This window comes from Hyphomicrobium sp., from assembly GCF_036780825.1.
Classification (GTDB): Bacteria; Pseudomonadota; Alphaproteobacteria; order Rhizobiales; family Hyphomicrobiaceae; genus Hyphomicrobium_C.
Genome location: NZ_DAIQCD010000038.1, coordinates 1 through 21,211 on the forward strand (window position 1 = coordinate 1; position 21,211 = coordinate 21,211).

Consider the following 21,211-nt stretch of genomic DNA (forward strand, 5'->3'; position numbering starts at 1 on the left):
AATTTGGCGAAACAATGATTCAAATTTTCCGTCTCGGATGGGAGCTTCCTAAAAATTTTTACCCTAGCTTCTGGGTATCGGGGCCCTTCGTGCCCCACGCGTTTCATCTCGCAACCGGAGCTGGTCAGACCCATGTCCCTGTTCAGGATTGCCGTCGTACTTTCGCTGGGCGTCGCCCTGATGCCGTCAGACCAGGAGCAGCAGGACGCGCTCTATCAGCGCGCCGCCACCGCTGCCCACTGGACCCTCACCTATTGCGACCGCAACGGTCAGCAGTGCGAGATCGCGGGCGACGTATGGGACGCTTTCCTGCGCAAGGCGCAGTTCGCCGGCAAGCTCGCCTATGACGTCGCCATCCGGACGTCGCTGGAGAATGCCGAAGGCGTCTCTCCGGCCCCGGTTCTCGCCACCGACCACGGCACGCTGCGGCCCGAGGATCTGCGACCAGACTGGCGCGCGGAGAGCCGCAAGCACGACGACGTCTAGGCGCCCCGCGCTGAAAACGGGTTTCCAGGCCTTCCTGAAGCACTATATGTCCTAAATCTAGGACATGATGATGCGGCCGACGCGCGATGCGGCCGCAAGGGGACCCTGGACGCATGACGATCGCCCACCTGCAATCGGACTTCGATCTCCTGGACGACTGGGAGGATCGCTACCGCTACATCATCGAGCTGGGGCGTGCGCTGGCACCGTTTCCCGATGCGCTTCGAACCGAGGCGACCAAGGTTCGCGGCTGCACAAGCCAGGTGTGGCTCGTCAGCGAGGTGCGGCGCGGCGATGATGGCGCCGGCCCCGTGCTGCATTTCGTAGGCGATAGCGACGCGCATATCGTTCGAGGCCTCGTAGCCGTCCTCTTTGCGCTCTATCAGGACAAGCCAGCCCGCGAGATCCTCGAGATCGAGCCGGAGACGGTGTTCACCTCGCTCGGCCTCAAGGAGCATCTGACGCCGCAGCGCTCGAATGGGCTCGCGTCCATGGTGGAGCGCATCCGGGCCGACGCGCGCGCGGCGCTGGCGGAGGCTCCGGACTGACCTCGCTCGTCAAGTCTCACACGCATTGCCCGATCATGCACGCTCTTCAAGATCGTCCGGGCCATCGAGATGAGGACGATATCCGCTCGCACCCCAGTGGCGCACGCGGACCGGAGAGGCCGGCTTCTCTTTTGAAAAGCCGTAATGGCGGGCGAGCGCGGAAAGCGCCACTCCGAGCACGATCTTGCCCGAGCGCTGAGGCCAGCCTGCCTTCCGCTCCGCCTCCTCCAGCCCGCGCAGGTGGCAGCAAACATCGATCAGGATGCCGGCGAGCTCCGGCCCCACGGCGCGCAGGGCGCTGCGGACCCGCTCGGCCGCCGCCACCACGTTGTCGGCGAGATCGACACCGCTGTCGGGCGCGCTGCGCCGGCCCCGGCCGGTCGTTGCCGTCTGGCTCCAGCTCTGCGTGACTTTCGGCGACATTTGCGCGAACCAGAAATCGGCGCGCAGCTTTTCGCCAGCGTTGAACTGTTCCTCGCTAATCAGCGGATTGCCCCCGCTGTCGCGCCGGTTGAACAGCCACGAGATCGGGCTTTCAGCGATGTTACGGCTGGGAGCGGCAGACTTTCGGGGGCGCGCCGCGGCACTCGCCCGGCGGGCGGACGCTGAACGTTTCATCGAATACTCCGATAAGCTTGGAGAAGGGCGAGGCTTAGTTAGGCGCCTGACGAGGCCTGATGCAGTTGGTCATGCCCGACGAGGGTCGGCACGATCCATTCCATCAGCTCCAGCACGCGGTCGAATACGGGATCGTCGCGCCGATCCTCGATCACCGCGCAGGCGTGGGCGACGGTCGTGCGGTCGCGCGCGAAAATATGGCCGACATCGGTGAAGGTCAGTCCGCAGGAGACATGGGCGAGGTACATAGCCGCCTGCCGGGCCAGCGCCACCGGCGCCTTGCCCCGCGATTGCGCGGAAAGCTCGGCCTGGGGTACGCCAAACACGTCGCCGATCGCGGCTTCGATCAGGCGGCGCATCCGCAGCGCCTCGCTCCTCGGAAGACGGCGCGAAAAAGCAGGCTGCGCGCATGGGAGAACTCGGGGGTCGGGCACCGTTTCTGCGGGATGCTCCGTGAACCACGCTGCGAGCCGCTCACGTCCGCGATCGGGAGCCAGAGCACATTCAACGACGCATCTCAGCCTCATGTTGCGATGTCCCCTTCAATCGATCCGTACTCACCGGATTTTACACACCGGCATCGTGCAGCCCAGGATCAAACTAGCGGAGCGGTGAACGGCGAGGATAAGTGGGTCCCGTTGGTTCTTGGGTGCAGCACATCTATTCTTCACACCGACATTTTCCTCGCTTAGCGCATGTTTTGCACGCCTTCTGCATCGCGAATGAAAAAGGGCGCCCGCCGTTACGGCCGCGCCCTGATTTTCCAGTCACAGATAAAGTTCGTGCCTATTTTGTCGCGCGGCGTGTGCCCAGGCCCATCTTCTTGGCGAGATCCGAGCGGGCCCGCGCGTAATTCGGCGCGACCATGGGATAGTCGTGCGGCAGCCCCCACTTCTCGCGGTATTCCTCAGGCGACATGTTGTAATGCGTACGCAAATGGCGCTTCAGGGATTTGAATTTCTTGCCGTCCTCGAGGCACACGATGTAATCGGGCATGATCGACTTCTTGACGGGAATCTTCGGACGCAGCTCCTCCCGCTCGGGTTGAGGGGCCGAACCGGTAGCGCGACTCAATGCGGCATGGGTCTCGTTGATGAGTTGCGGCAGGCTCTCGGCGTTGATCGTGTTGTTACTCACGAACGCGGAAACGATCCTGGCGGTCAGCTCGACCAGCTCCGATTGTGAGCCATTCTCCATCGTTAAATCCTTCCAGGCGCCCCTGCGGCAGATTGCGAACGCCGAAACTACACCGTTTGAAGTCAAACTCAAGGCTATTTGAGCTCTACTAAGACTTCGTTCAAGATCAATTCAACATGACTGCTTTCTCACTTGAGTGTGTGCTGCAACAAGTTCAGTCTTTGCCGTGAAGGTTTCTTGGACATTTGGGCACCTCGCGTCTCAAATGATCAGATTTCAGAGCTCTGGATGAAGACGCAAGCCTTGCGTTCGCACGTCGCCAGGATTGAAAATTTGATCGACACGGACATTCCGGAAGGTCCAGTCCGGATGCACTTTCCCTGAAGGCTGGCTACGCTCTCCCCGCGGCCGCCCCCGGGCCGCTCCCCCGTCTTGCACCAAGCGCTGCCCGCTCCGCCTTCGACGTCACGAATTCCGTACCAATCCTCAAGCCTTACAGAAGGTCGCCGCCATGCATGGCCCCGTATCTCGCTCCGCCCTCTCCTCCCCGCCCGAGGCCGCACGCAGGCCGGTCACGACGATCCATCATGGCGTCACCCTGACCGACGACTATGCGTGGCTGCGCGCCGAGACCTGGCAGGAGGTGATGCGGGATCCGGCGCTGCTCGATTCCGAGATCCGAGCCTATCTCGAGGCCGAGAACGCCTACACGGATACGGCCCTCGCCTCCACCAAGGCGCTGCAGGCGGAGCTGTTTGCGGAAATGAAGGCACGCCTCAAGCCGGACGACGCTTCCGTTCCCTCTCCCGATGGCCCGTTCGACTACTACGCGGACTTCATTGCCGACGGGCAGTATCCGCGCATCTGCCGGCGCCGGCGCGGCGGAGGCGACGATCAGGTCCTGCTCGACGGCAATGCTGAGGCCAAGGGCAAGGCCTATTGGGACCTCGGCGGCAAGGCCCACAGCCCCGATCATCGCCTGCTCGCCTATGCCATCGACGACAAGGGCTCGGAGATGTTCACGATCCGGATCCGCGATCTCGCCACGGGCGAGGATCTCGCCGACGAAATCCCCGATACGCGCGGGGATGTGCAGTGGGCCAATGACAGCCGGACGCTGTTCTACACGCGGCTCGACGACCATCATCGGCCGCTGTTTGTCTACCGGCATATCCTGGGCACGCCTATCTCGGAGGACGTGCTCGTCTACGAGGAGACGGACATCGGCTTCTACGTCTCGCTTCACAAGACGCTATCGGGCAAATTCCTGACCATCGACGCGCACGATCACCAGACGAGCGAAGTGCATCTCATCGATGCAGACGCGCCCCTGAGTGCGCCGCGTCTGGTCGCTGCGCGCGAGACCGGCCACGAATATCACGTCGACCATCATCGCGCGCATCTCTTCATCCTGACCAACTCGGACGACGCTGAAGATTTCCGCATCGTCGCGGCGCCGGTGGACAGGCCCGAGCGTAGCACGTGGCGTGAGATCGTCCCGCATCGGCCGGGGCGTCTGATCATCGACACACAGGCCTACAGCGGCCATCTCGTGCGCCTCGAGCGCGAGGACGGGCTGCCACGCATCGTCATCACGCCGGTGACGTCCGGATCCGTTGCCGATGCCGACATCCTTGATGCCGCCGGCGAGCATCACATCGCGTTCGCCGAGGAAGCGTACTCGCTTGGCATCGCTGATGGCTACGAGTTCGACACGACGATGCTGCGCTTCACCTACTCGTCGATGACGACGCCCGTCGAGACTTACGACTACGACATGGCGGCGCGCACGCGCGTGCTGCGCAAGCGCCAGGAAATCCCTTCGGGACACAATCCAGACGACTACGTGACGCGGCGGCTCCTCGCGCCGGCGGCGGACGGGGAGACGGTGCCGGTCTCGCTGCTTTACCGCAAGGACACGCCGCTCGACGGCTCGGCGCCGCTCTTCCTCTACGGCTATGGCGCCTACGGCATCACGATCCCGGCCTCGTTCTCAACGTCGCGACTCTCGCTCGTGGATCGCGGCTTCATCTTCGCCATCGCGCACATCCGCGGCGGCAAGGACAAGGGCTATCGCTGGTATCGTGACGGCAAGCTTGCGAAGAAGCGCAACACGTTCACCGATTTCATCGCCGCGGGCGAGCATCTCGCGGCCGCAGGGCTGACACGGCGGGGCCGCATCGTCGCCAACGGCGGCTCGGCGGGCGGCATGCTGATGGGGGCGGTGGCCAACATGGCGCCGGACCTCTTCCTCGGCATCATCGCCGACGTGCCGTTCGTCGACGTGCTGAACACGATGCTCGACAAGGATCTGCCGCTCACACCACCCGAATGGCCGGAGTGGGGCAACCCCATCGAGAGCGCCGAGGAGTTCGCCTACATCCGCTCCTACAGCCCCTACGAGAACGTGGAAGCCAAGGCCTATCCGCACATTTTCGCCTATGGCGGGCTCACCGATCCACGCGTCACCTATTGGGAGCCAGCGAAGTGGATCGCGAAGCTGCGCCGGCTTAACACCAGCGACAACCTCGTCCTGTTGAAGACCAACATGGAGGCCGGGCACGGTGGCGCGTCTGGCCGCTACGAGCGGCTGCGGGAGGTGGCGCTCGATTACGCGTTTGCGCTGAAGATCGCGGGGCTCGCCGACGCGTGACGGCCGGCACTCGGACGAGGCTCAAGGATCGGGTGTAAGCTCCGGACAACGCCCGCTTGTCACACCGACCGCCTCCATATCATTGGGCGCGGCGCGAGAACGACACCGCATAAGTCGGCGAGCGGATCTGGAAGACGCCGTCGTTCGCCGGCCCTTCGATGCCGTCCACCAAATTGGCGGGATCGAAAATGCCAGCATCGCAGACGGCATCGTCCTCGAGCGCGGAAAACGAGAGCGTGCCCATGGCCACGGGCTGGCGCTCCTCCGGCCAGAGCGCCGTCGGATCATCCACGGCATCGCCGGGCTCACCGAGGATCGCCGTCAGCGTGAACTCGACGGGCCCTTTGGCGAGCCGCTCCGTCAACTCGGGCTTGTAAAAGTCCGGCGCCTTGCTCTTGGCTTCCTCATCCGTGAGACCGATCTCGCCGGCACTCGGCACAAGCTGCCATTTGATGATCCGGCGCACGCCGTCGGTATTGGTCAGCGTGAAAGTGTGAACGCCGAAGTAGCTCGTCGTCGCGTAGCTTGCCGGCACCGGGCGCGCGGTGAGCCAGGCTTTCTGGCGTGTGGATTCCGGATTGGCAGCGAAGAACGCGTCGATCTTCGCCTTATCCTTGCTCGCGACTGTCTGCAGCAGTTCCAGGAACTTCTCCGGAGACTTGGCGACGAAGACCGGAGCCGTAATCATCACCATGTCGGTCTGGTTGCCATCGCCAAGGTCGATGTGGATGGCGAGGCCGCGCGTGTTGTCCTTCTGCGTATTGGGCGCAGCGGGGTTTCCGCCGCCCATCGAAAAGCGACCGACGACCGGCCAGGGACCTTTCGCTGACAAGTGCGGCGCCTTCGAGAGGCGGCCCGCCTCGGCGGTCGGCGCGAATGAACCCTTGATGCAAAAGCCGTGGGTGTGCGCAGCCCGCTTGCCGTCGTGCTTGCCGAACACCGCATTCAAGGCGTCGACGAGGGCTGCGGGATCGGCGTCGGCGCGGGCCGGTGCGGGTTGCGCCAGGGCGGGCGCGGCTGCCAATGCCGCGAAAAGGACGGCGCGGGTCGCCAGTGTCATCGCTTGCCTCCAATGCTGAGTGATCAGACTACGGCAAATCGATGACAACGGAAATTCACAGCCTCGCGATGAAGCAGGACAACTTTCTCACGAGCCTATCTTGCCGTCCGAACAATGAGACGGAGCCGCGGATTGCGTCCGACCGGACGGAGTAAAAAAAAAGGGCCCCGCAAGGGGGCCCTTTCCATGTGAGATTTTTCTATCTCTAAGCGGCTTCGGCGCGTAAGGCCGTCAGCTTCTTATCCTCCTCGAGTTCGAGATCGGATTTCAGCGCAATTCCGACGTACATGACGCCATCTTTTCTTTTGACCTTCGTTATGCCGAAGCCGGATATTTCGCGGCCGAACAAGGGATGCGATAGGGGCTCCTTCTCGAGTTCCTCACACCATTCACAGTAGGCCTCGAAGAGCTTGGTAGCCGAGACCGTGTGGCCGTTTCTCGCTTCGACGTTTTCCTTGTAGAACCGCTCCACGTCCGTCTCGGGAACCAGCAGCTTGGCCGCCGGCAGCGACCGGTTGTCGTTGGCATTGAACCGCGGCTTGTCGATCGCCACCGCCGGCTGAGGGGCCGCGAGCGGCACTTCAGGCGCAACGGGCTCCACGACAGCGGTGCTCTTGAGCGCGGGCACGGCCGGCGCGGCCGGAGCCTCGCGCTCGTAAAGGCGCCATTGGCTGAAAGCGATGAACATGCCGAACGCGGAGCCCACCTCCAGGAGCAGCGCAATGAAGATCGTCATTGCCATCTGCACCTGATCGATGCTGACGCCTGAGATCTTGGCAAGCACGGCCGCCTGCGGATCCGCCTCGCCCATCACGGTCATGGCATCGGTCTTGCCGAGCTTGTCCTGGATGTCGGCGATGCGTGCCTCAAGCGCTTCCGCCTGCTGGCCGGACGCCATCTCGGCGGTGAGACCATGATACTGCTGGCAGAACTTGCGGCTCTGCGGCCGCGTGGCATCGGTGCAGCCCTTCGTGGCTGCCCACACACGCTCGCTCTTCAGAGCCTCGATCTCGCCCCCGACGGCGGCGGCCGGACGATGCTGCGGAATCCACGACAGCTGATCCTGGGCCCGCTTCAGATCGCTGCGCAGGTCCTGATAGACCTGGGCTTCGACCATCCGATGCCCGGAGGTGTCGAACCGGTTCAAGGCTGCGTGGCCAAGCGCGCTGGTCAGCGAATAGGCCGTGACAACCACGCCAACGACGGCAGCAGCAGCAGCCTGGGACCACATCCTGTTACGTATAGCGGCGAAAAGGAAAAACGGGATCAAGGCTTTGAGGCAGTCCGCCGCGACGCTGGCCGATCCGTAGATCATCCCGTCGAGTTCAGTCCGTCCCAAGCTGTATCCGAAACGCCAATTCATGGCCGCCGATACGGCGAGCAGCACGCCAGCAGCCAGTATCCCGAACACGCCTAGAGCATGTCGTATCTTCATTGCCCTCTCCATTGCGGGCCCCGTACGGGCTGCCTGAATGACAGCCGGAAGAGGCCTCATGTCGATTGGGTCTGTGAAGGAAATCAGACCGGATCAGCTCCGACGGCAGACTGGTGGCGACCGAGATGGAAGCGCATCGGACGCCGGTTGAGCTGGAACCACCACCCCAAGGCGGCTCCCCGACATCTCTGCACTGCCCTTCGGCAGACACACTGAGCTGAACCCTGCTCACGCCCCTTCTCATTTATGCACAGGGCGGATCGCCGCTCGATCCGCATGTGCAAAATTTAGGCGTACATGAGCGAAATCACGCAAGACACATCCCTCGGCGGTGGAGGCTATGTGATTCTCGCGGGGCGACGATACCTTTTGTTAAGGGAATCAGGCGGCTAAGAAAAATTGCGCGCGCGATACTGTATAAATGCACCAGCTGTGGCCGAGCTGCAAAGTGGAATCATCCACATCTCGATCGCTTGTTTTGCACTGCTTGTCCTCAGAAGCTGGAAGGCTATCCACAGCGCATTCGGTCGCAGCTCTCGGCGTCCCAGCGTTTCGGTGCAAACAGGAAAGCGCTGGAGAAAGCGGCCGCAGCGCCGTTCCTCATGGTACTCCGCCTGCTGGTTTGCTAAGCTTTCATGTGGGGGGCTGTCTGGCCGCCGGGACGCGCATCGAACATTCCGGCCGCAGGCGGGTTGTACGCATGTGCGTTTCGGAGTGTGGCCCCATGCGGTGGTACGTCAGCTATCCCATCCTCGCCGCTGGTCTCGTCTTCGGCTTCAACACCTTGTTTCCGAGCGAGCCCGATCTGTCCCAGCCGGCGGAAGCCGAGATTCACGCCGCAATGGCCAATGCCACGGTCCCGGATGCGGCTGAGCCGATCTCTTCCTCGCGCGTCGAAGCCTTCGCTCCGGGCGCGCACCGTCTCGCCGCTGAGCCTCGAGCGCAGCCACGCACGCTGTTCGATCATCTGGCGCAGGCCTTCTCGCCGACCACGCCTCCACCCGCCGTCACCGCCACGCCGCCCGTGCCCGTTGCAGCAGCGACCTGGAAAAGCGTGACCATACAGGACGCGCCGGCGACGGCGCCCTCGGCATCGGCCGAGCGGCCCCAGCCGACGGAGCCGATCTCCCGTGTCGCACTGGCCCGCGATATCCAGCGCGAGCTGAAGCGCGTCGGATGTTACGGCGGCGCGATCGATGGCCTGTGGGGCGGCGGATCGAAGAGGGCGATGCTCACCTTCGTCGACCGGGTCAACGCAGCGCTGCCCGCAGACGAGCCGGACGTCGCCATGCTCTCGCTGTTGCGTCAACAAACATCCGATGTCTGCGGATCGTCGTGCCCGCGCGGACAAAGCCTCGCTGGCAGCGGGCGTTGCGCGCCGACGCCCCAGGTTGCAGAGACCGTTCCGGACCGTCGCGCGGTGCCGTACGGGCGGATGGGGATCGGTGGGCCCAAGCCGGAGGATGCGAAGGACCCGCCGCTCGAGCGCGCCGCGATGCTCGAAATCTCTCCGGATGACAATCGGTACGCAGAACGCCGGCAGGAGGAGGATGCGGCGCCCTCCTCGTTCGATAGCGATGCCGTACCGGTCCAGCGCGTCCGCCGTGCCAGCACCTCCTCGAAGGAGCGCAGACGCGCTCCCCGCGGGCAGAGCTCCTACCGGCAGGTGCAACACCTCTTCCAGCACCCTCTGGGACAGATGTGAGGCGGACGGGCGTGTTGATCGCTCGTCCTGATCAATCCCATCAATCCCCAGCAGCCGGACGCACGGGAGGCCCGCCAGCCGTCTGGCGCGCGATCCAATCCAGGAACGGCTCCGATCCGCCTTCGACAGGCAGAACGACGAGCGCGGGGTTCTCGTAAGGGTGGCGGGCGCGCACATCGGCAACCACCCGCGCCGCAAGGCCGCGCCGTGTCTTGATGATCATGACCACCTCGGCGTCGCGATGGCGCTCGCCATTCCAGACGTAGATGGAAACCATGCCGGGCAGAATGTTGACACAGGCGGCGAGCCCGCGCTCGACCAGGATCGTCCCCTCCGCTTCGGCGACGGCGAGATCCGGAAAGGTCGCATAAATCAGAACGGCCTTGTCGTTTTCCTGCAAGTAGGCGAGCCTCCGCTTTTCCGAGCCGAGACACCAGCCTCGGCAGCCTGTACCCCAGTGAGCCCCGGCAAACTTCCGCCGTCCCATTCCAATAGCCATTTACGTGGCCTTACCGCATCGCGTCGCCATGGCCAAACCGAAAAACAAGTTCGAAAAGATTGCGTTCGTTGCGAGCGAGGTGGAGGAAGCGCGCGAAGCGCTGGCCCGCCTCACCGCCCGCTACGGCTCAGTCGAGGTGCGCGAGGCGGATGCCATCGTGGCGCTCGGTGGCGACGGCCTCATGCTGCAGACGCTGCACCGGCACATGAACGACCGCATCCCGATCTACGGCATGAACCGCGGATCGGTTGGCTTCCTGATGAACGAATACCACGAGGACGGTCTGCTCGAGCGCCTCGCCGAGGCCGAGATCTCGCGGGTGCATCCCTTGTCGATGGTGGCCTACGACATCCACGGCAAAGCGAGCAAGGCGCTCGCCATCAACGAGGCGTCGATCTTCCGCGAAAGTTTCCAGGCGGCGAAGCTCCGCATCTCCATCGACGGCAAGGTGCGCATGGAGGAGCTGATCTGCGATGGCGTGCTGGTGGCGACGCCGGCCGGTTCGACCGCCTACAATCTTTCGGCGCATGGGCCGATCCTGCCCATCAACGCGCCGCTCCTCACGCTGACGCCGATCAGCCCGTTCCGCCCGCGGCGCTGGCGCGGGGCGCTGCTGCCGAACAGGGCGCGCATCGCGATCACCGCGCTCGAGGTCGACAAGCGGCCCGTGAGCGCCGTCGCGGACGCCGTCGAGATGCGGAACGTGGAGCGCGTCGAGATCGAGCAGGCGCGCTCCATCGACCTCTTCATGATGTTCGATCCGGGCCATAGCCTCGACGAGCGCATCCTTGCCGAGCAGTTCCGATACTGAGCGGACGACGTCTCCGACCGGCGCGCCCGCCATGGTCACGTCGTAGCCGGAACCGGGATCTTTGCGCCCGGGTGGGCCGCCCCGTGCGGCGGGGATGGCTTCCGGTGGGCGGCAATGCAAAGCAGAACGCTGAGCACCACGCAGGCGAACGCAAACGTTTCGAGCGGCGTGGGAAGGCGCTGCTCCCAGAGGAATCCATAGATCAAGGCGAACAGTGTTTCGAACAGGATCATCTGGCCGACCAGGGTCAAGGGCAGCAGCCGGCTCATCCTGTTCCACAGCCCGTTGCCGACCACCGAAGCCAGCACCGCAATGCCGATCGATACGCCGGCAAGCTGGCCCCAGGCCGCCATATCGTGCGATCCCACACCCAACGAAAACACGATCGGAAGCAGCACCACGGCTTGCGCGCCGGTGGCGAGCCCGGTCAGCAGGCTCCAGTCCTGGGCGGACACATTATTGAGCCGGCCGAGCCACCGGCTGTTTCCGACGGCGTAGCAAGTCCACGAGATCAACGCGCCGATCGCACACAAGAGGCCCGTCAACTGCGCGGCGGCAAAGCCCTGCTCCCGCGGCGCCAGAGCCTCCCAGCCGATGCTGACGACTCCGATGGCACAGAGCAGGAGCGACGGCACCAGCCTGCTCAGCGGCACGGCCTCACGATCGCGGCTCCCGATGATCGTAACGGTGACGGGCAGCAAGCCGATGACGAGCGAGGTCATGGCGATGCCGCCGTTCTGCACCGCGCTTGTAAGAAGCATGTAGTAGAGCGTGTTCCCGGCGAGCGCGAGCCAGCCAAGGGCCAGCCATTCGCGGCGGGTCAACTTCGCGGCGAGGCTTTTCCAATGCGACGCGACCAAGAGCGCGGACAGCAACCCATAAGCGAGATAGCGGCCGACCGCATGGTGCAGCGGTCCGAACTCGCGCACCAGCTCGGGGGCGAGAAAGACCATTCCCCATAGAGCGCCCGCCCCCATGCCGAAGGCAACTCCAACCAGGGTGGGGCTGCCAAAGACGTGATGTGAGGCTTTCATGATGGTGCTCGCTCGCGGTGGGACAAGCGAGTACTATCATCGGCGAGACGTGCGGTGCGCTCGGAAATACCCCTCTAATTGCAACAAAAACTCGCTGCATGAGCAAATCCCGGCAGACGCGCCGTTCCCTCGACACCTTCGACAGGGCGATCCTGCGGATCATCCAGCACGATAACAAAACGCCGCAACGCACGATTGCCGAGGCCGTGAACCTCTCGGCGGCGGCGGTCCAGCGCCGGATCGCGGCCATGGAAGAGGCCGGGGTCATCACCCACAACGTCGCAATCGTCGATCCTGGCGCGGTGCAACTGGCCATCACGGCCATCGTCGAAGTGCATCTGCGCAATGAGCGATCCGAGTCGGTTGATGCAGCCAAGGCGCTGTTTCGCGGCGCCCCAGAAGTTCAGCAATGCTATTATGTGACCGGCGGGACGAGCTTCCTGCTCGTAATCGTCACGGAGGATATGCGCACGTACGAGGCCTTGACGCGGCGGCTGTTCTCGGAAACCGATCTAGTCGAACGCTTCCGCACCCTGATTGCCCTGGACCGCGTGAAGGCGGAAACATCCGTCGTTATCCCGTAGAGCCGTTCCGGTTTCGACGGCCCCGGGACCACGCAGAAAAAGGCCCTTAGTTCATCACCAGTTCGACCTGCGCCGTCTCTCCATTGGCGAGGGTGATGTCGCGCGTGAACTGGCGGCCCTGCGACTTGGCGAGCACGGTGTAGCTGCCTGGCGCCAAGATGTGCGTCGGCAGCGCGCCCACGCTCTCCTTCACCGCTTCGCCCGCCGGCGTCTGGATCGTCCATTGCGTATCGGGCAACGCCTCGCCGCCTGCCCTCTGAACCAGCTTGAACGTCGCCTTCGCCGCCGAATGGGTCACCGTCGCCTCGGTGAGCTTGCCGGCTTCAACCGTGACGTCGCTCTGCACTACGGCGTTGCAGTCCCCGTACGTCGATACGATGTGATAAATGCCGGCGTTGAGGCGCACGACGAGGTTGGGCCGTGCCGTCGAGAGCACGAGCTTACGGCTGTCCGTCTGGTCGCGGTCCGAGTAGATCGCATAGCTCACGGTATTGTTCGGCGCCTCGAGGCCGGCGACCAGTGCCTTGACACGCAGGCCGCCGGCGTTGAGCACGAACTCCTCTACGGCCGTCTCGTCCTTGCCGGCTTCGACGGTAATCCGCCTCGTGATGTGGGCCCGCCCGAGCGCGGCGTTGACGACATAATCTCCAGACTTCAGCTTGAACGTGGGCCGCGGCTCGTGCTTGGTGGCGATCAACGAGGCGCGTGTTTCGCCGGGCGGATGCCAGAAGACGCGCCACACGAGCCCGTCCTCGATTTCCTCCCCGTCCGCCGTGAGACGGGCCAGCATCCGCACGTTCGACGTTTCGATCTCCGTCTCGTCCTCGCGTGCCGAGCCCGCGCCTTGCAGGCCCGTGAGCCAGTCGGCGGGGGATTGGGCGCGGGCCCACTCGCCCTGCGCGCAGGAGAAGAGGCCCGCAAGGCCCAGCGCCATGGCGTACCGCATGCCGATCAATCCCGTCCTACCCTTCAGTTGCCTCATCGATCCGACCTCGCGCTCTGAGACGGAGGTGCGATGGATGTCGCCGTCCGCCGTGGTCGAAGTATGGCGCTCATGGCGTACCGATCTTGAGCCGGCGGCGCTCTCCCGTCTTGAGATCGAAGGGCTGCTCCCCGAGCCCGCCTTCCGCATCCCATGTCAGCACGTAATGGCCGGGGGCGAGCTGCGCCGTCGCCGTGCCGCTGTGCCCAGCATGTAAGACGGTTCGTCCGTCGCTGTCCTTGATCCGCCAGCGGCGTCCCGGGGCGGCACTGGGATCGACGGACACTTCGCCGTGCTCGAGCTTGAGTTGCACGCTGCCGCCCCGGCTCTTGCGCAAATCGACGATCCCCGCTGCCTTGACGTTGCGTCCCATGATCTCCGCCTCGATCCGGTAACGCGCGGGAGGAAGCTGGAAGGAGCCGCTCGGTCCGTGCCGGCGCGCGATCTCCGGCGACCGTCCGTTCTCGTCGAGCACGCGGATGACCACCTGCCGAGCCGTGCCGGCGGCCTCTCCGCCGTCGTCACTCTGGCCGGTATCCGCCGCTGTCACCACCGTGAGCGGCACGAGATCGAGGATCATCTCGTGGCGGATCGAGGCACCGCTGCCGAGCGCGATGCGGTCGTTGGTCTCCCCGGCGCCCGCGCGCGCCGTGACGTAATAGGTTCCGGCCGGCAGGATAAACGTGGCGGTGGTATCGGCGGAGCGGGCAACTTCGCGCCGCCCGGCCGGCGAATCCGGATCATCCTCCGTGACCGTGAAGGTGACGTCCTCGAGGGGCTCACCATCGGCCGCCGGCACCGCGACCAGCGAGAGCTGCCCCGTGCCGAGCACCGGCTCCGCGTCCACGCCCGCACCCGCGGCCAGCGACACCTCGGAAGTCTCCGCCGCGAGGCCGTCCTCAACGCGCACGCGGTAGTCGCCGGCGGGAAGAACGAGCTGGGTCACCGCCTCGCGGCCGATCCACACCGGCTGTGGTCCGCCGTTCTTGTCGAAGATGGTGACCACGGGATTGGCGAGCGGCTTGCCGTCCCGGTCTGCCTGCGCCTTGAGGTTCAGAACGCCGGCATCGAGGGAAAACTTGACGACGGTGGGCCCGCCGTCTGCCACCTCGACCGTCTGCCGCTTCGTCACCTGGCCGAGGCGAGCCTCAACCACATACGCGCCCGGCGAAAGGTCGATGGAAAGCTCCTTCGTCCGCGCGCTTTTCACCACGTCGGCCGACGCCTCGGCCCTGGCGATGGTCCAGGCGATGGCGGCCGAGAGCGGTTTGCCGTCGGGGGTGAGCGCCGCCGAGAGCTTGAGGCCCGGCGGACCTGCGGGCGGCGGCGGAGTAGCCGCCTTCGGGACGGGAACGGCCATGCCGGTCGCCGGGTCCACGCGCTCGAGATTGGCGAGCATCAGCGCATCCGAAACGGCGGTCGCAAGCTCAGTGGAGCTGCTAGCTTGGAGCACCTTGCCGTTCGTCGCCTTGGCGACGCATTGATGCGCGGCCGGCTCCGCATCGGGGCCGAAACCGATCAGGAAGATCCTGAGCCCAGGATTGGCCTTAGCGAGGGCCGCAGCGGTGGCGCAGATATCCTGCCCGCAGTTGTCGGGGCCGTCGTGGATGGCGATGATCGATCCGGGCTCGCCCGCAGGCATCGCCCTGGCCGCCTCACGGAGCGCCAGCGACAGCGGCCCCTTGCCCTTGGGGCTGATCTTTTCGGCGATGGCCAGGATGCGCTCCGGCGGGCCGGCCTCCGGGGCAGCCAGCACCTCCACGTCGCTGCAGTCGGCGCGCCGCCGCTGGCCGAACGAGAGGAGGCCGAGCCGCACAGCGGGCGAAAGCGCTGAGAGCGATTGGCTGAGCGCCTGGCGCGCAAGCTCGAACTTGACCGGACGCTCGCCCTCGATCGTGCCCCACATGGAGCCCGATCCGTCGAGCACGATCATCGCCGGCCCATGCGGGTCGAGCTCCGTTTGCGCCACGGATGGACGAGCCGCCGCCGCGAGCGCGAGCAGAAGGAGCAGGAGCACGAAGGGTCGGCGGTGCGGCATCGGGCGCAGTCTCCGGTTGGCACGAAAGCGACGGGGAGATTGTATCAGACGCGCAACTGGGCTAGCGAGGCCCGCAACCTCCCATGCTATGGAAAGTTGCGCAATGAATGAAGCTCTGCTCGACCTGCTCGCCACCCGCCGCTCGGTGAAGGCGGACCGCCTGCAAGAACCAGCCCCGTCCGGAGCGGAACTCGACCGCATTCTCACCATCGCCGCCCGCGTTCCCGATCACAAGAAGCTCGTGCCGTGGCGCTTCATGGTGTTCGAAGGCGAGGCGCGTGCCGCGGCGGGCGAGCTGTTCGCGGAGGCCTGCCGGGCCGAAGAGTCCGAGCCGTCGCATGTCCGCATCGAGACCGAGCGGGCCCGCTTTCTTCGCGCGCCGCTCGTCGTCGCGGTGATCTCACGCATCGCGAAGCGCCCCGGTGCGCCCGAATGGGAGCAGATCCTGTCCGCCGGCGCCGCGGCCTTCAGCCTATGCCTTGCCGCCAACGCGCTCGGCTACGGCACCATCTGGCTCACGGAATGGGTCGCCTACAGTCCGCTGGTGCGCAGCGGCCTCGGCCTTGCGGAGAACGAGCGCATCGTCGGCTTCATCCACATCGGCACGCCGAAGGAGAAGTCCGAGGAGCGCGAGCGCCCGAACCTCGCCGACATCGTCACCCGCTGGCAACCGGGAGCGTAGGGCGTGACTGTTCCGGAAAGGTGGGCATCAGCCATCGCGAAGGACGCATGCTGACCTGCATGTATCTCAATGACGCGCTGCGGCCCTCCCGCTGAAGGCGGGCCCTTGAAACAGCCGCCTCGCGATCTATGTGGATCGTAGACACACGCTTCGAAGAGGACGACCTCTTCGCTCAATCTGAAAACGTCCAGGACGGCCTGGCCCCACTTGAGGAGCTTTGAGCCATGGCCTGGACGTTTTTGTTTTGCGCGGGGCTGCTGGAGGTTGCCTGGGCCTACTTCATGAAGAAGTCTGACGGGTTCACCCAGATCACCCCGGCTGCGATCACCATCGTGTTGATGATCGCCAGCTTCGCGCTGCTGTCGATCTCGATGAAATCACTTCCGCTGGGAACCGCCTATACGGTTTGGACCGGCATCGGCGCGGTGGGCGCTTTCCTCGTCGGAATTGCCGTTCTCGGCGAGGCGGCAACGCCGATGCGCCTGCTCGCGGCGGCATTCATCGTGACGGGAATTGTCATGATGAAGCTGTCCGGCAACCCATAGCGTGGCTCATCGCAAACTATGCAGCCGGCCGGGACTTGGCTAAGGCGTCGAGGGCCATCAGTTCCTGCATCAGCGGCGCGAAGCTCTTGAGCGGCAGCATGTTCGGTCCATCGGACGGCGCGGTATCAGGCGCCTCATGCGTCTCGATGAAGAGGCCCGCCACGCCAACCGCTACGGCGGCGCGCGCCAGGACCGGGACGAAGCGGCGGTCGCCGCCCGAGCTGCCGCCGAGCCCGCCTGGCTGCTGCACGGCGTGGGTCGCATCGAAGATCACCGGTGCGCCTGTCTCGGCCATCTGCGGCAGTCCGCGCATGTCGACCACCAGCGTGTTGTAGCCAAAAGAAGAGCCGCGCTCGGTGAGGAGCACGTTCGGGTTTCCGGAGCCGACCACCTTGGCGACGACATTCTTCATGTCCCAAGGCGCGAGGAACTGGCCCTTCTTGATCTTGACGACGCGGCCGGTCTTGGCAGCGGCGACCAGAAGATCGGTCTGGCGGCAGAGGAAGGCCGGGATCTGCAGCACATCGACGACCGGCGCCACGAGCGCGCATTGGTCCGGCTCATGCACGTCCGTGACCACGGGAAGACCGAGCTTCTCGCGGATCTCGGCAAACACGGGGATGGCCGCATCGAGCCCGATCCCTCTTTTGCCACTGAGAGACGTGCGATTGGCCTTGTCGAACGACGTCTTGTAGACGAGCCCGAGGCCGAGCCGGGTGGCGACCTCCTTCAATGCCCCGGCCATCTCCAGCGCGTGCGCGCGGCTTTCCATCTGGCAAGGGCCAGCGAAAACGACGATGGGGGCATCGTTGGCAACGGACAGCGCGCCGATCGCGACGCGCGGATTGGGTTTCAAAGCATCGATCTGGGTCATGGCGGCGTTTATAGTGAATTCCGGCGCCGGGGGCGAGGGCTGCCGCAAAGCTACGGAATTTCCCCTCCCCGGCTCTCTATGAAGGGGCAGGGAGACCGGGCGTATGCTTGACGCTTGCGCCGGGGGTTTCTACACCCACATCACGTCAAGTCCTCTGACGCGCCATTTATGCTGACCGTCAGACGCTCCGCTGCAGCGAGGCCGCCTGCCCATGCTCGTCCTGATCGATAACTACGACAGCTTCACCTACAATCTCGTGCATTTTCTGGGCGAGCTCGGCACCGCGTCGGAGGTGATCCGCAACGACAAGGTCACCGCGGACGAAGTGATTGCCATGAACCCGAAGGCGATCGTGCTCTCGCCCGGCCCTTGCACGCCGAACGAGGCTGGGATCTGCCTCGACCTCATCGCCAAGGCCGGGGCCAAGATCCCGATCCTCGGCGTGTGTCTCGGACATCAATCCATCGGACAGGCCTATGGCGGCAAGGTGATCCGCGCGCCCGAGCCTATGCACGGCAAGCTCTCGACCATCACGCATTCCGATACCGGCGTGTTCAAGGGCCTGCCTCCCCGCATCGAGGTGACGCGCTATCATTCCCTCATCGTCGAACGGGCGAGCCTGCCGGACTGCCTCGAGATCAATGCCGAGACCGAGGACGGGATCATCATGGGCATGATGCACAAAACACACCCCGTCCACGGCGTGCAGTTCCACCCCGAGAGCATCGCCTCCGAGCAGGGGCATGCGCTCCTCGCGAACTTCCTCGAGATCGCCGGCCTGTCGCCCCGCCGGTCCGCATCCCCGCGCCCGCGCGACGCGGCGTAGCGAGAGGACGACGGGGGAGATGAGCAGCACCATCGGGGTGAAGCAGCTACTTCAAGCGATCGCCGCGGGGCAGACACTCTCCGCGGACGCCATGGCCGAGGCCATCGACGCCCTGACGGCCGAGGCCACGCCGGCGCAGATGGCGGCGTTTCTCATGGGGCTGCGCGTGCGCGGCGAGACCGTGGACGAGATCGCGGGGGCCGCGCGGGCATTGCGGCGGCGGATGACGGCCGTTTCCGTGAGCCCGGATGCGATCGACATCGTCGGAACGGGTGGCGACGGCCATGGCACGTTCAACGTCTCGACGGGAGCGGCCATCGTAGCCGCCGGCGCCGGCCTCAAGGTTGCCAAGCACGGCGGGCGCTCCGTCTCCTCGCTCTCGGGCGCGTCGGACGTGCTCGGCGCCCTCGGGGTCAAGATCGATTGCAGTCCGGAGCGCATTGTGCGCGCCGTCGAGGAAGCGGGGGTTGGCTTCCTCTGGGCGCCCGCACACCATCCTGCTATGAAAGCCTGGGCGCCGGCGCGTGCCGAGATCGGTGCGCGCACGATGTTCAATCTCCTCGGGCCAATCTGCAATCCGGCAGGTGTGCGCCGCCACGTGCTCGGCGTCTTCGCGCCGGAATGGCAGCGCCCCATCGCCGAAGTGCTCCGCTCGCTCGGCTCGGAGCGCGCCTGGATCGTGCATGGACACGACGGGCTCGACGAACTGTCCACGACCGGGCCGACGACGGTGGTGGCGCTCGAGGGCGGCAAGATCACAACCTTCGAGGTGACCCCCGAGGAGGCGGGGCTACAGCGTGTTTCGCTTGCCGAGCTCAAAGGCGGCGATTGCACGATGAATGCCCAGGCCTTGCGGGATCTTCTTTCCGGCGCTCCAGGTCCCTATCGCGATATCGTGCTGCTCAATACGGCGGCCGCGCTCATCGTTTCGGGCCGCGCGGAGACACTCATCGAAGGCGCCGGGATCGCCGAGGAGGCAATCCGCTCTGGCCGCGCCACCGCCGCGCTCAACAAGCTCATCGCCATCAGTCAAGCCGGATGACAATCCGGCACAGCGGCTGTTTGGCATTCCCCCATCCCTGACATAACATTCCCTCATGGTTGATATTCTCGAGAAGATCACGCGCTACAAGCGCGACGAGGTTGCCGCCGCGCAGGCCGCGCTGCCGCTTCAGGTGCTGGCCGAATACGCGCGCAGCGCGCCGCGCGTGCGCCCGTTCGCGGCCGCGCTCGAGGCGAAGCACAAGGCCGGCGAAACGGCGCTCATCGCCGAGATCAAGAAGGCATCTCCGTCCAAGGGGCTGATCCGCGCCGACTTCGATCCCCCTCACCTCGCCCGCGCTTATGAAGCTGGCGGCGCCGCCTGCCTCTCGATCCTGACCGACGCGCCGTCCTTCCAGGGCGCCCCCGAGTTTCTGACGCGCGCTCGCGAAGCGGTCTCGCTGCCTGTGCTGCGCAAGGACTTCATGATCGACACCTACCAGGTGGTGGAGGCGCGCGCCTGGGGCGCCGATTGCATCCTGATCATCATGGCGGAGGTGGACGATGCTCTGGCCGCGGATCTCGCCGGCGCCGCACGCGACTGGGGCATGGATGCCATCGTCGAGGTGCACGATGCCGACGAACTCGACCGCGCTCTCAAGCTCGACAGCCGGCTCATCGGCATCAACAACCGCAACCTCCAGACGTTCGAGACCACGCTCGCAACGACGGAAGAGCTTGCCCCGCGCATACCGAAAGACCGCATCGTGATCGGCGAGAGCGGCATCTTCACACCCGCCGATATCACGCGGCTCAAGCGCGCCGGCGTCGAGACGTTCCTCGTCGGCGAGAGCCTGATGCGCCAGGACGACGTGACAGCCGCGACGCGCACCCTCCTCGCTCCGGAGGCCGCGTGATGGACATTCATTGCAAAGCGCCAGGACTCGCGGGAGCGTCGCACGAGGATCCGGCAGGCGTGGCGAATGCGGCGACTTGCGTGGGTCCCGGCCTTCGCCGGAATGACGAAGGAAGAAAGCTTCCCGCTCACTTGGGAGGTCGCGTGATGGTGACGCCACGGAACAACGCAGTGCTTGCCCTCCCTTATCTGGGGAGCGGTCAGGGGTTGGGCGCGTCTCTAACGCGAGCGTTCTGGGTTCCCCCCCTCCTAACCTCCCCCACAAGGGGGGAGGAACGGCGGCGTAATCGCGAGGGTCGCCCATGACCAAGCTCACCCATCTCGACGAGGCGGGCAGCGCGCGCATGGTGGATGTGGGCGGCAAAGAGGCCACGACACGCACAGCCGTCGCCGAGGGGTTCATCGCGATGGAGGCGGAAACCCTCAAGCTCGCGCTCTCGGGCAACGCCAAGAAGGGCGACGTGCTCGCCGCCGCGCGCATCGCCGGCATCATGGCCGCCAAGAAAACGAGCGAGCTGATCCCGCTCTGCCATCCGCTGGCCCTGACCAAGGCCGCCGTCGACTTCACGCCCTCCGAAGAGCCCGCCGGGTTGCAGATCCGCGCCGAGGTGCGTGTCACCGGCCAGACCGGCGTCGAGATGGAAGCCCTGACGGCCGTGTCCGTCGCGGCACTCACGATCTACGACATGCTGAAGGCGGCAGACCGCGGCATGGAGATCGGCGCCATCCGCCTGGTGGTCAAATCCGGCGGCCGATCGGGCGACTACACCGCGCCGCCGCGCGCAGAAAAGGACTAG

At 65.2% G+C, this 21,211-nt stretch carries 22 protein-coding genes; 12 read left to right on the forward strand and 10 right to left on the reverse strand.

Annotation, left to right across the window (positions count from 1 at the left end; translation table 11 throughout):
* The first annotated feature begins 132 nt into the window (after positions 1–132).
* Positions 133–486, forward strand: a complete 354-nt coding sequence (locus tag V7P99_RS12620) for a hypothetical protein (protein ID WP_333795180.1) — start codon at positions 133–135, stop codon at positions 484–486.
* A 113-nt stretch (positions 487–599) separates the two neighbouring features.
* On the forward strand, positions 600–1,034 hold the full coding sequence (locus V7P99_RS12625; RefSeq protein WP_333795181.1) for a SufE family protein: 435 nt from the start codon (positions 600–602) through the stop codon (positions 1,032–1,034).
* A 33-nt stretch (positions 1,035–1,067) separates the two neighbouring features.
* Here the strand turns inward: V7P99_RS12625 and V7P99_RS12630 are convergent, their stop codons facing one another.
* From V7P99_RS12630 to V7P99_RS12640, 3 genes are all read right to left on the reverse strand, one after another.
* On the reverse strand, positions 1,068–1,652 hold the full coding sequence (locus V7P99_RS12630; protein WP_333795182.1) for a DUF6456 domain-containing protein: 585 nt from the start codon (positions 1,650–1,652) through the stop codon (positions 1,068–1,070).
* Positions 1,653–1,690: 38 nt separating this feature from the next.
* Positions 1,691–2,011, reverse strand: a complete 321-nt coding sequence (locus tag V7P99_RS12635) for a helix-turn-helix domain-containing protein (protein WP_333795183.1) — start codon at positions 2,009–2,011, stop codon at positions 1,691–1,693.
* Positions 2,012–2,438: 427 nt separating this feature from the next.
* A complete protein-coding gene (locus tag V7P99_RS12640) occupies positions 2,439–2,849 on the reverse strand; it encodes a MucR family transcriptional regulator (protein ID WP_333795184.1) in 411 nt (136 codons plus the stop codon).
* 451 nt (positions 2,850–3,300) lie between these two features.
* On the opposite strand from V7P99_RS12640, the gene V7P99_RS12645 reads away from it, so the two are divergent.
* A complete protein-coding gene (locus tag V7P99_RS12645) occupies positions 3,301–5,442 on the forward strand; it encodes a S9 family peptidase (protein WP_333795185.1) in 2,142 nt (713 codons plus the stop codon).
* A gap of 79 nt (positions 5,443–5,521) precedes the next feature.
* Here the strand turns inward: V7P99_RS12645 and V7P99_RS12650 are convergent, their stop codons facing one another.
* Together V7P99_RS12650 and V7P99_RS12655 are read right to left on the reverse strand one after the other, a co-directional pair.
* Positions 5,522–6,502 carry a catalase family peroxidase gene (locus tag V7P99_RS12650; protein ID WP_333795186.1) on the reverse strand — a complete coding sequence of 327 codons (981 nt, stop codon included), beginning with the start codon at positions 6,500–6,502 and terminating at the stop codon, positions 5,522–5,524.
* A gap of 205 nt (positions 6,503–6,707) precedes the next feature.
* Entirely contained in the window at positions 6,708–7,937 is a 1,230-nt protein-coding gene (locus tag V7P99_RS12655; RefSeq protein ID WP_333795187.1) for a hypothetical protein, read from the reverse strand.
* Between the two features lie 724 nt (positions 7,938–8,661).
* Here V7P99_RS12655 and V7P99_RS12660 point away from each other — a divergent pair.
* Complete coding sequence (locus V7P99_RS12660; protein ID WP_333795188.1) at positions 8,662–9,642, forward strand: hypothetical protein; 981 nt, start codon at positions 8,662–8,664, stop codon at positions 9,640–9,642.
* 40 nt (positions 9,643–9,682) lie between these two features.
* Here the strand turns inward: V7P99_RS12660 and cutA are convergent, their stop codons facing one another.
* Positions 9,683–10,042, reverse strand: a complete 360-nt coding sequence (gene cutA / locus V7P99_RS12665; protein WP_333795189.1) for a divalent-cation tolerance protein CutA — start codon at positions 10,040–10,042, stop codon at positions 9,683–9,685.
* Between the two features lie 127 nt (positions 10,043–10,169).
* On the opposite strand from cutA, the gene V7P99_RS12670 reads away from it, so the two are divergent.
* Positions 10,170–10,952, forward strand: a complete 783-nt coding sequence (locus V7P99_RS12670) for an NAD kinase (RefSeq protein WP_333795190.1) — start codon at positions 10,170–10,172, stop codon at positions 10,950–10,952.
* A gap of 35 nt (positions 10,953–10,987) precedes the next feature.
* Here the strand turns inward: V7P99_RS12670 and V7P99_RS12675 are convergent, their stop codons facing one another.
* Positions 10,988–11,986 (reverse strand): DMT family transporter, encoded by a 999-nt coding sequence (locus V7P99_RS12675; RefSeq protein WP_333795191.1) that lies wholly within the window; start codon positions 11,984–11,986, stop codon positions 10,988–10,990.
* 98 nt (positions 11,987–12,084) lie between these two features.
* Here V7P99_RS12675 and V7P99_RS12680 point away from each other — a divergent pair, with 98 nt between their 5' ends.
* Entirely contained in the window at positions 12,085–12,570 is a 486-nt protein-coding gene (locus V7P99_RS12680) for an Lrp/AsnC family transcriptional regulator (protein WP_333795192.1), read from the forward strand.
* Positions 12,571–12,616: 46 nt separating this feature from the next.
* Here V7P99_RS12680 and V7P99_RS12685 read toward each other — a convergent pair whose 3' ends face one another.
* Entirely contained in the window at positions 12,617–13,552 is a 936-nt protein-coding gene (locus V7P99_RS12685; protein ID WP_333795193.1) for a hypothetical protein, read from the reverse strand.
* A 70-nt stretch (positions 13,553–13,622) separates the two neighbouring features.
* Positions 13,623–15,590 (reverse strand): VWA domain-containing protein, encoded by a 1,968-nt coding sequence (locus V7P99_RS12690; RefSeq protein ID WP_333795194.1) that lies wholly within the window; start codon positions 15,588–15,590, stop codon positions 13,623–13,625.
* Between the two features lie 103 nt (positions 15,591–15,693).
* Here V7P99_RS12690 and V7P99_RS12695 point away from each other — a divergent pair, with 103 nt between their 5' ends.
* Together V7P99_RS12695 and V7P99_RS12700 are read left to right on the forward strand one after the other, a co-directional pair.
* Positions 15,694–16,272 carry a nitroreductase family protein gene (locus V7P99_RS12695; protein ID WP_333795195.1) on the forward strand — a complete coding sequence of 193 codons (579 nt, stop codon included), beginning with the start codon at positions 15,694–15,696 and terminating at the stop codon, positions 16,270–16,272.
* 224 nt (positions 16,273–16,496) lie between these two features.
* On the forward strand, positions 16,497–16,817 hold the full coding sequence (locus V7P99_RS12700) for a DMT family transporter (protein WP_333795196.1): 321 nt from the start codon (positions 16,497–16,499) through the stop codon (positions 16,815–16,817).
* 16 nt (positions 16,818–16,833) lie between these two features.
* On the opposite strand, the gene kdsA is transcribed toward V7P99_RS12700, so the two are convergent.
* A complete protein-coding gene (gene kdsA / locus V7P99_RS12705; protein WP_333795197.1) occupies positions 16,834–17,691 on the reverse strand; it encodes a 3-deoxy-8-phosphooctulonate synthase in 858 nt (285 codons plus the stop codon).
* Positions 17,692–17,902: 211 nt separating this feature from the next.
* Between kdsA and V7P99_RS12710 the strand changes: the two genes are divergently transcribed.
* The 4 genes from V7P99_RS12710 (at position 17,903) to moaC (ending at position 21,211) form a co-directional block, all read left to right on the forward strand.
* The gene (locus tag V7P99_RS12710; protein WP_333795198.1) at positions 17,903–18,517 is read left to right on the forward strand and encodes an anthranilate synthase component II; all 615 of its coding nucleotides are present in this window, start codon (positions 17,903–17,905) and stop codon (positions 18,515–18,517) included.
* 19 nt (positions 18,518–18,536) lie between these two features.
* Positions 18,537–19,559: an anthranilate phosphoribosyltransferase gene (gene trpD, locus V7P99_RS12715; RefSeq protein WP_333795199.1), complete on the forward strand. Its 1,023-nt coding sequence runs from the start codon at positions 18,537–18,539 to the stop codon at positions 19,557–19,559.
* Between the two features lie 55 nt (positions 19,560–19,614).
* Positions 19,615–20,415 carry an indole-3-glycerol phosphate synthase TrpC gene (trpC, locus tag V7P99_RS12720; protein WP_333795200.1) on the forward strand — a complete coding sequence of 267 codons (801 nt, stop codon included), beginning with the start codon at positions 19,615–19,617 and terminating at the stop codon, positions 20,413–20,415.
* Between the two features lie 301 nt (positions 20,416–20,716).
* Positions 20,717–21,211: a cyclic pyranopterin monophosphate synthase MoaC gene (gene moaC / locus V7P99_RS12725; protein WP_333795201.1), complete on the forward strand. Its 495-nt coding sequence runs from the start codon at positions 20,717–20,719 to the stop codon at positions 21,209–21,211.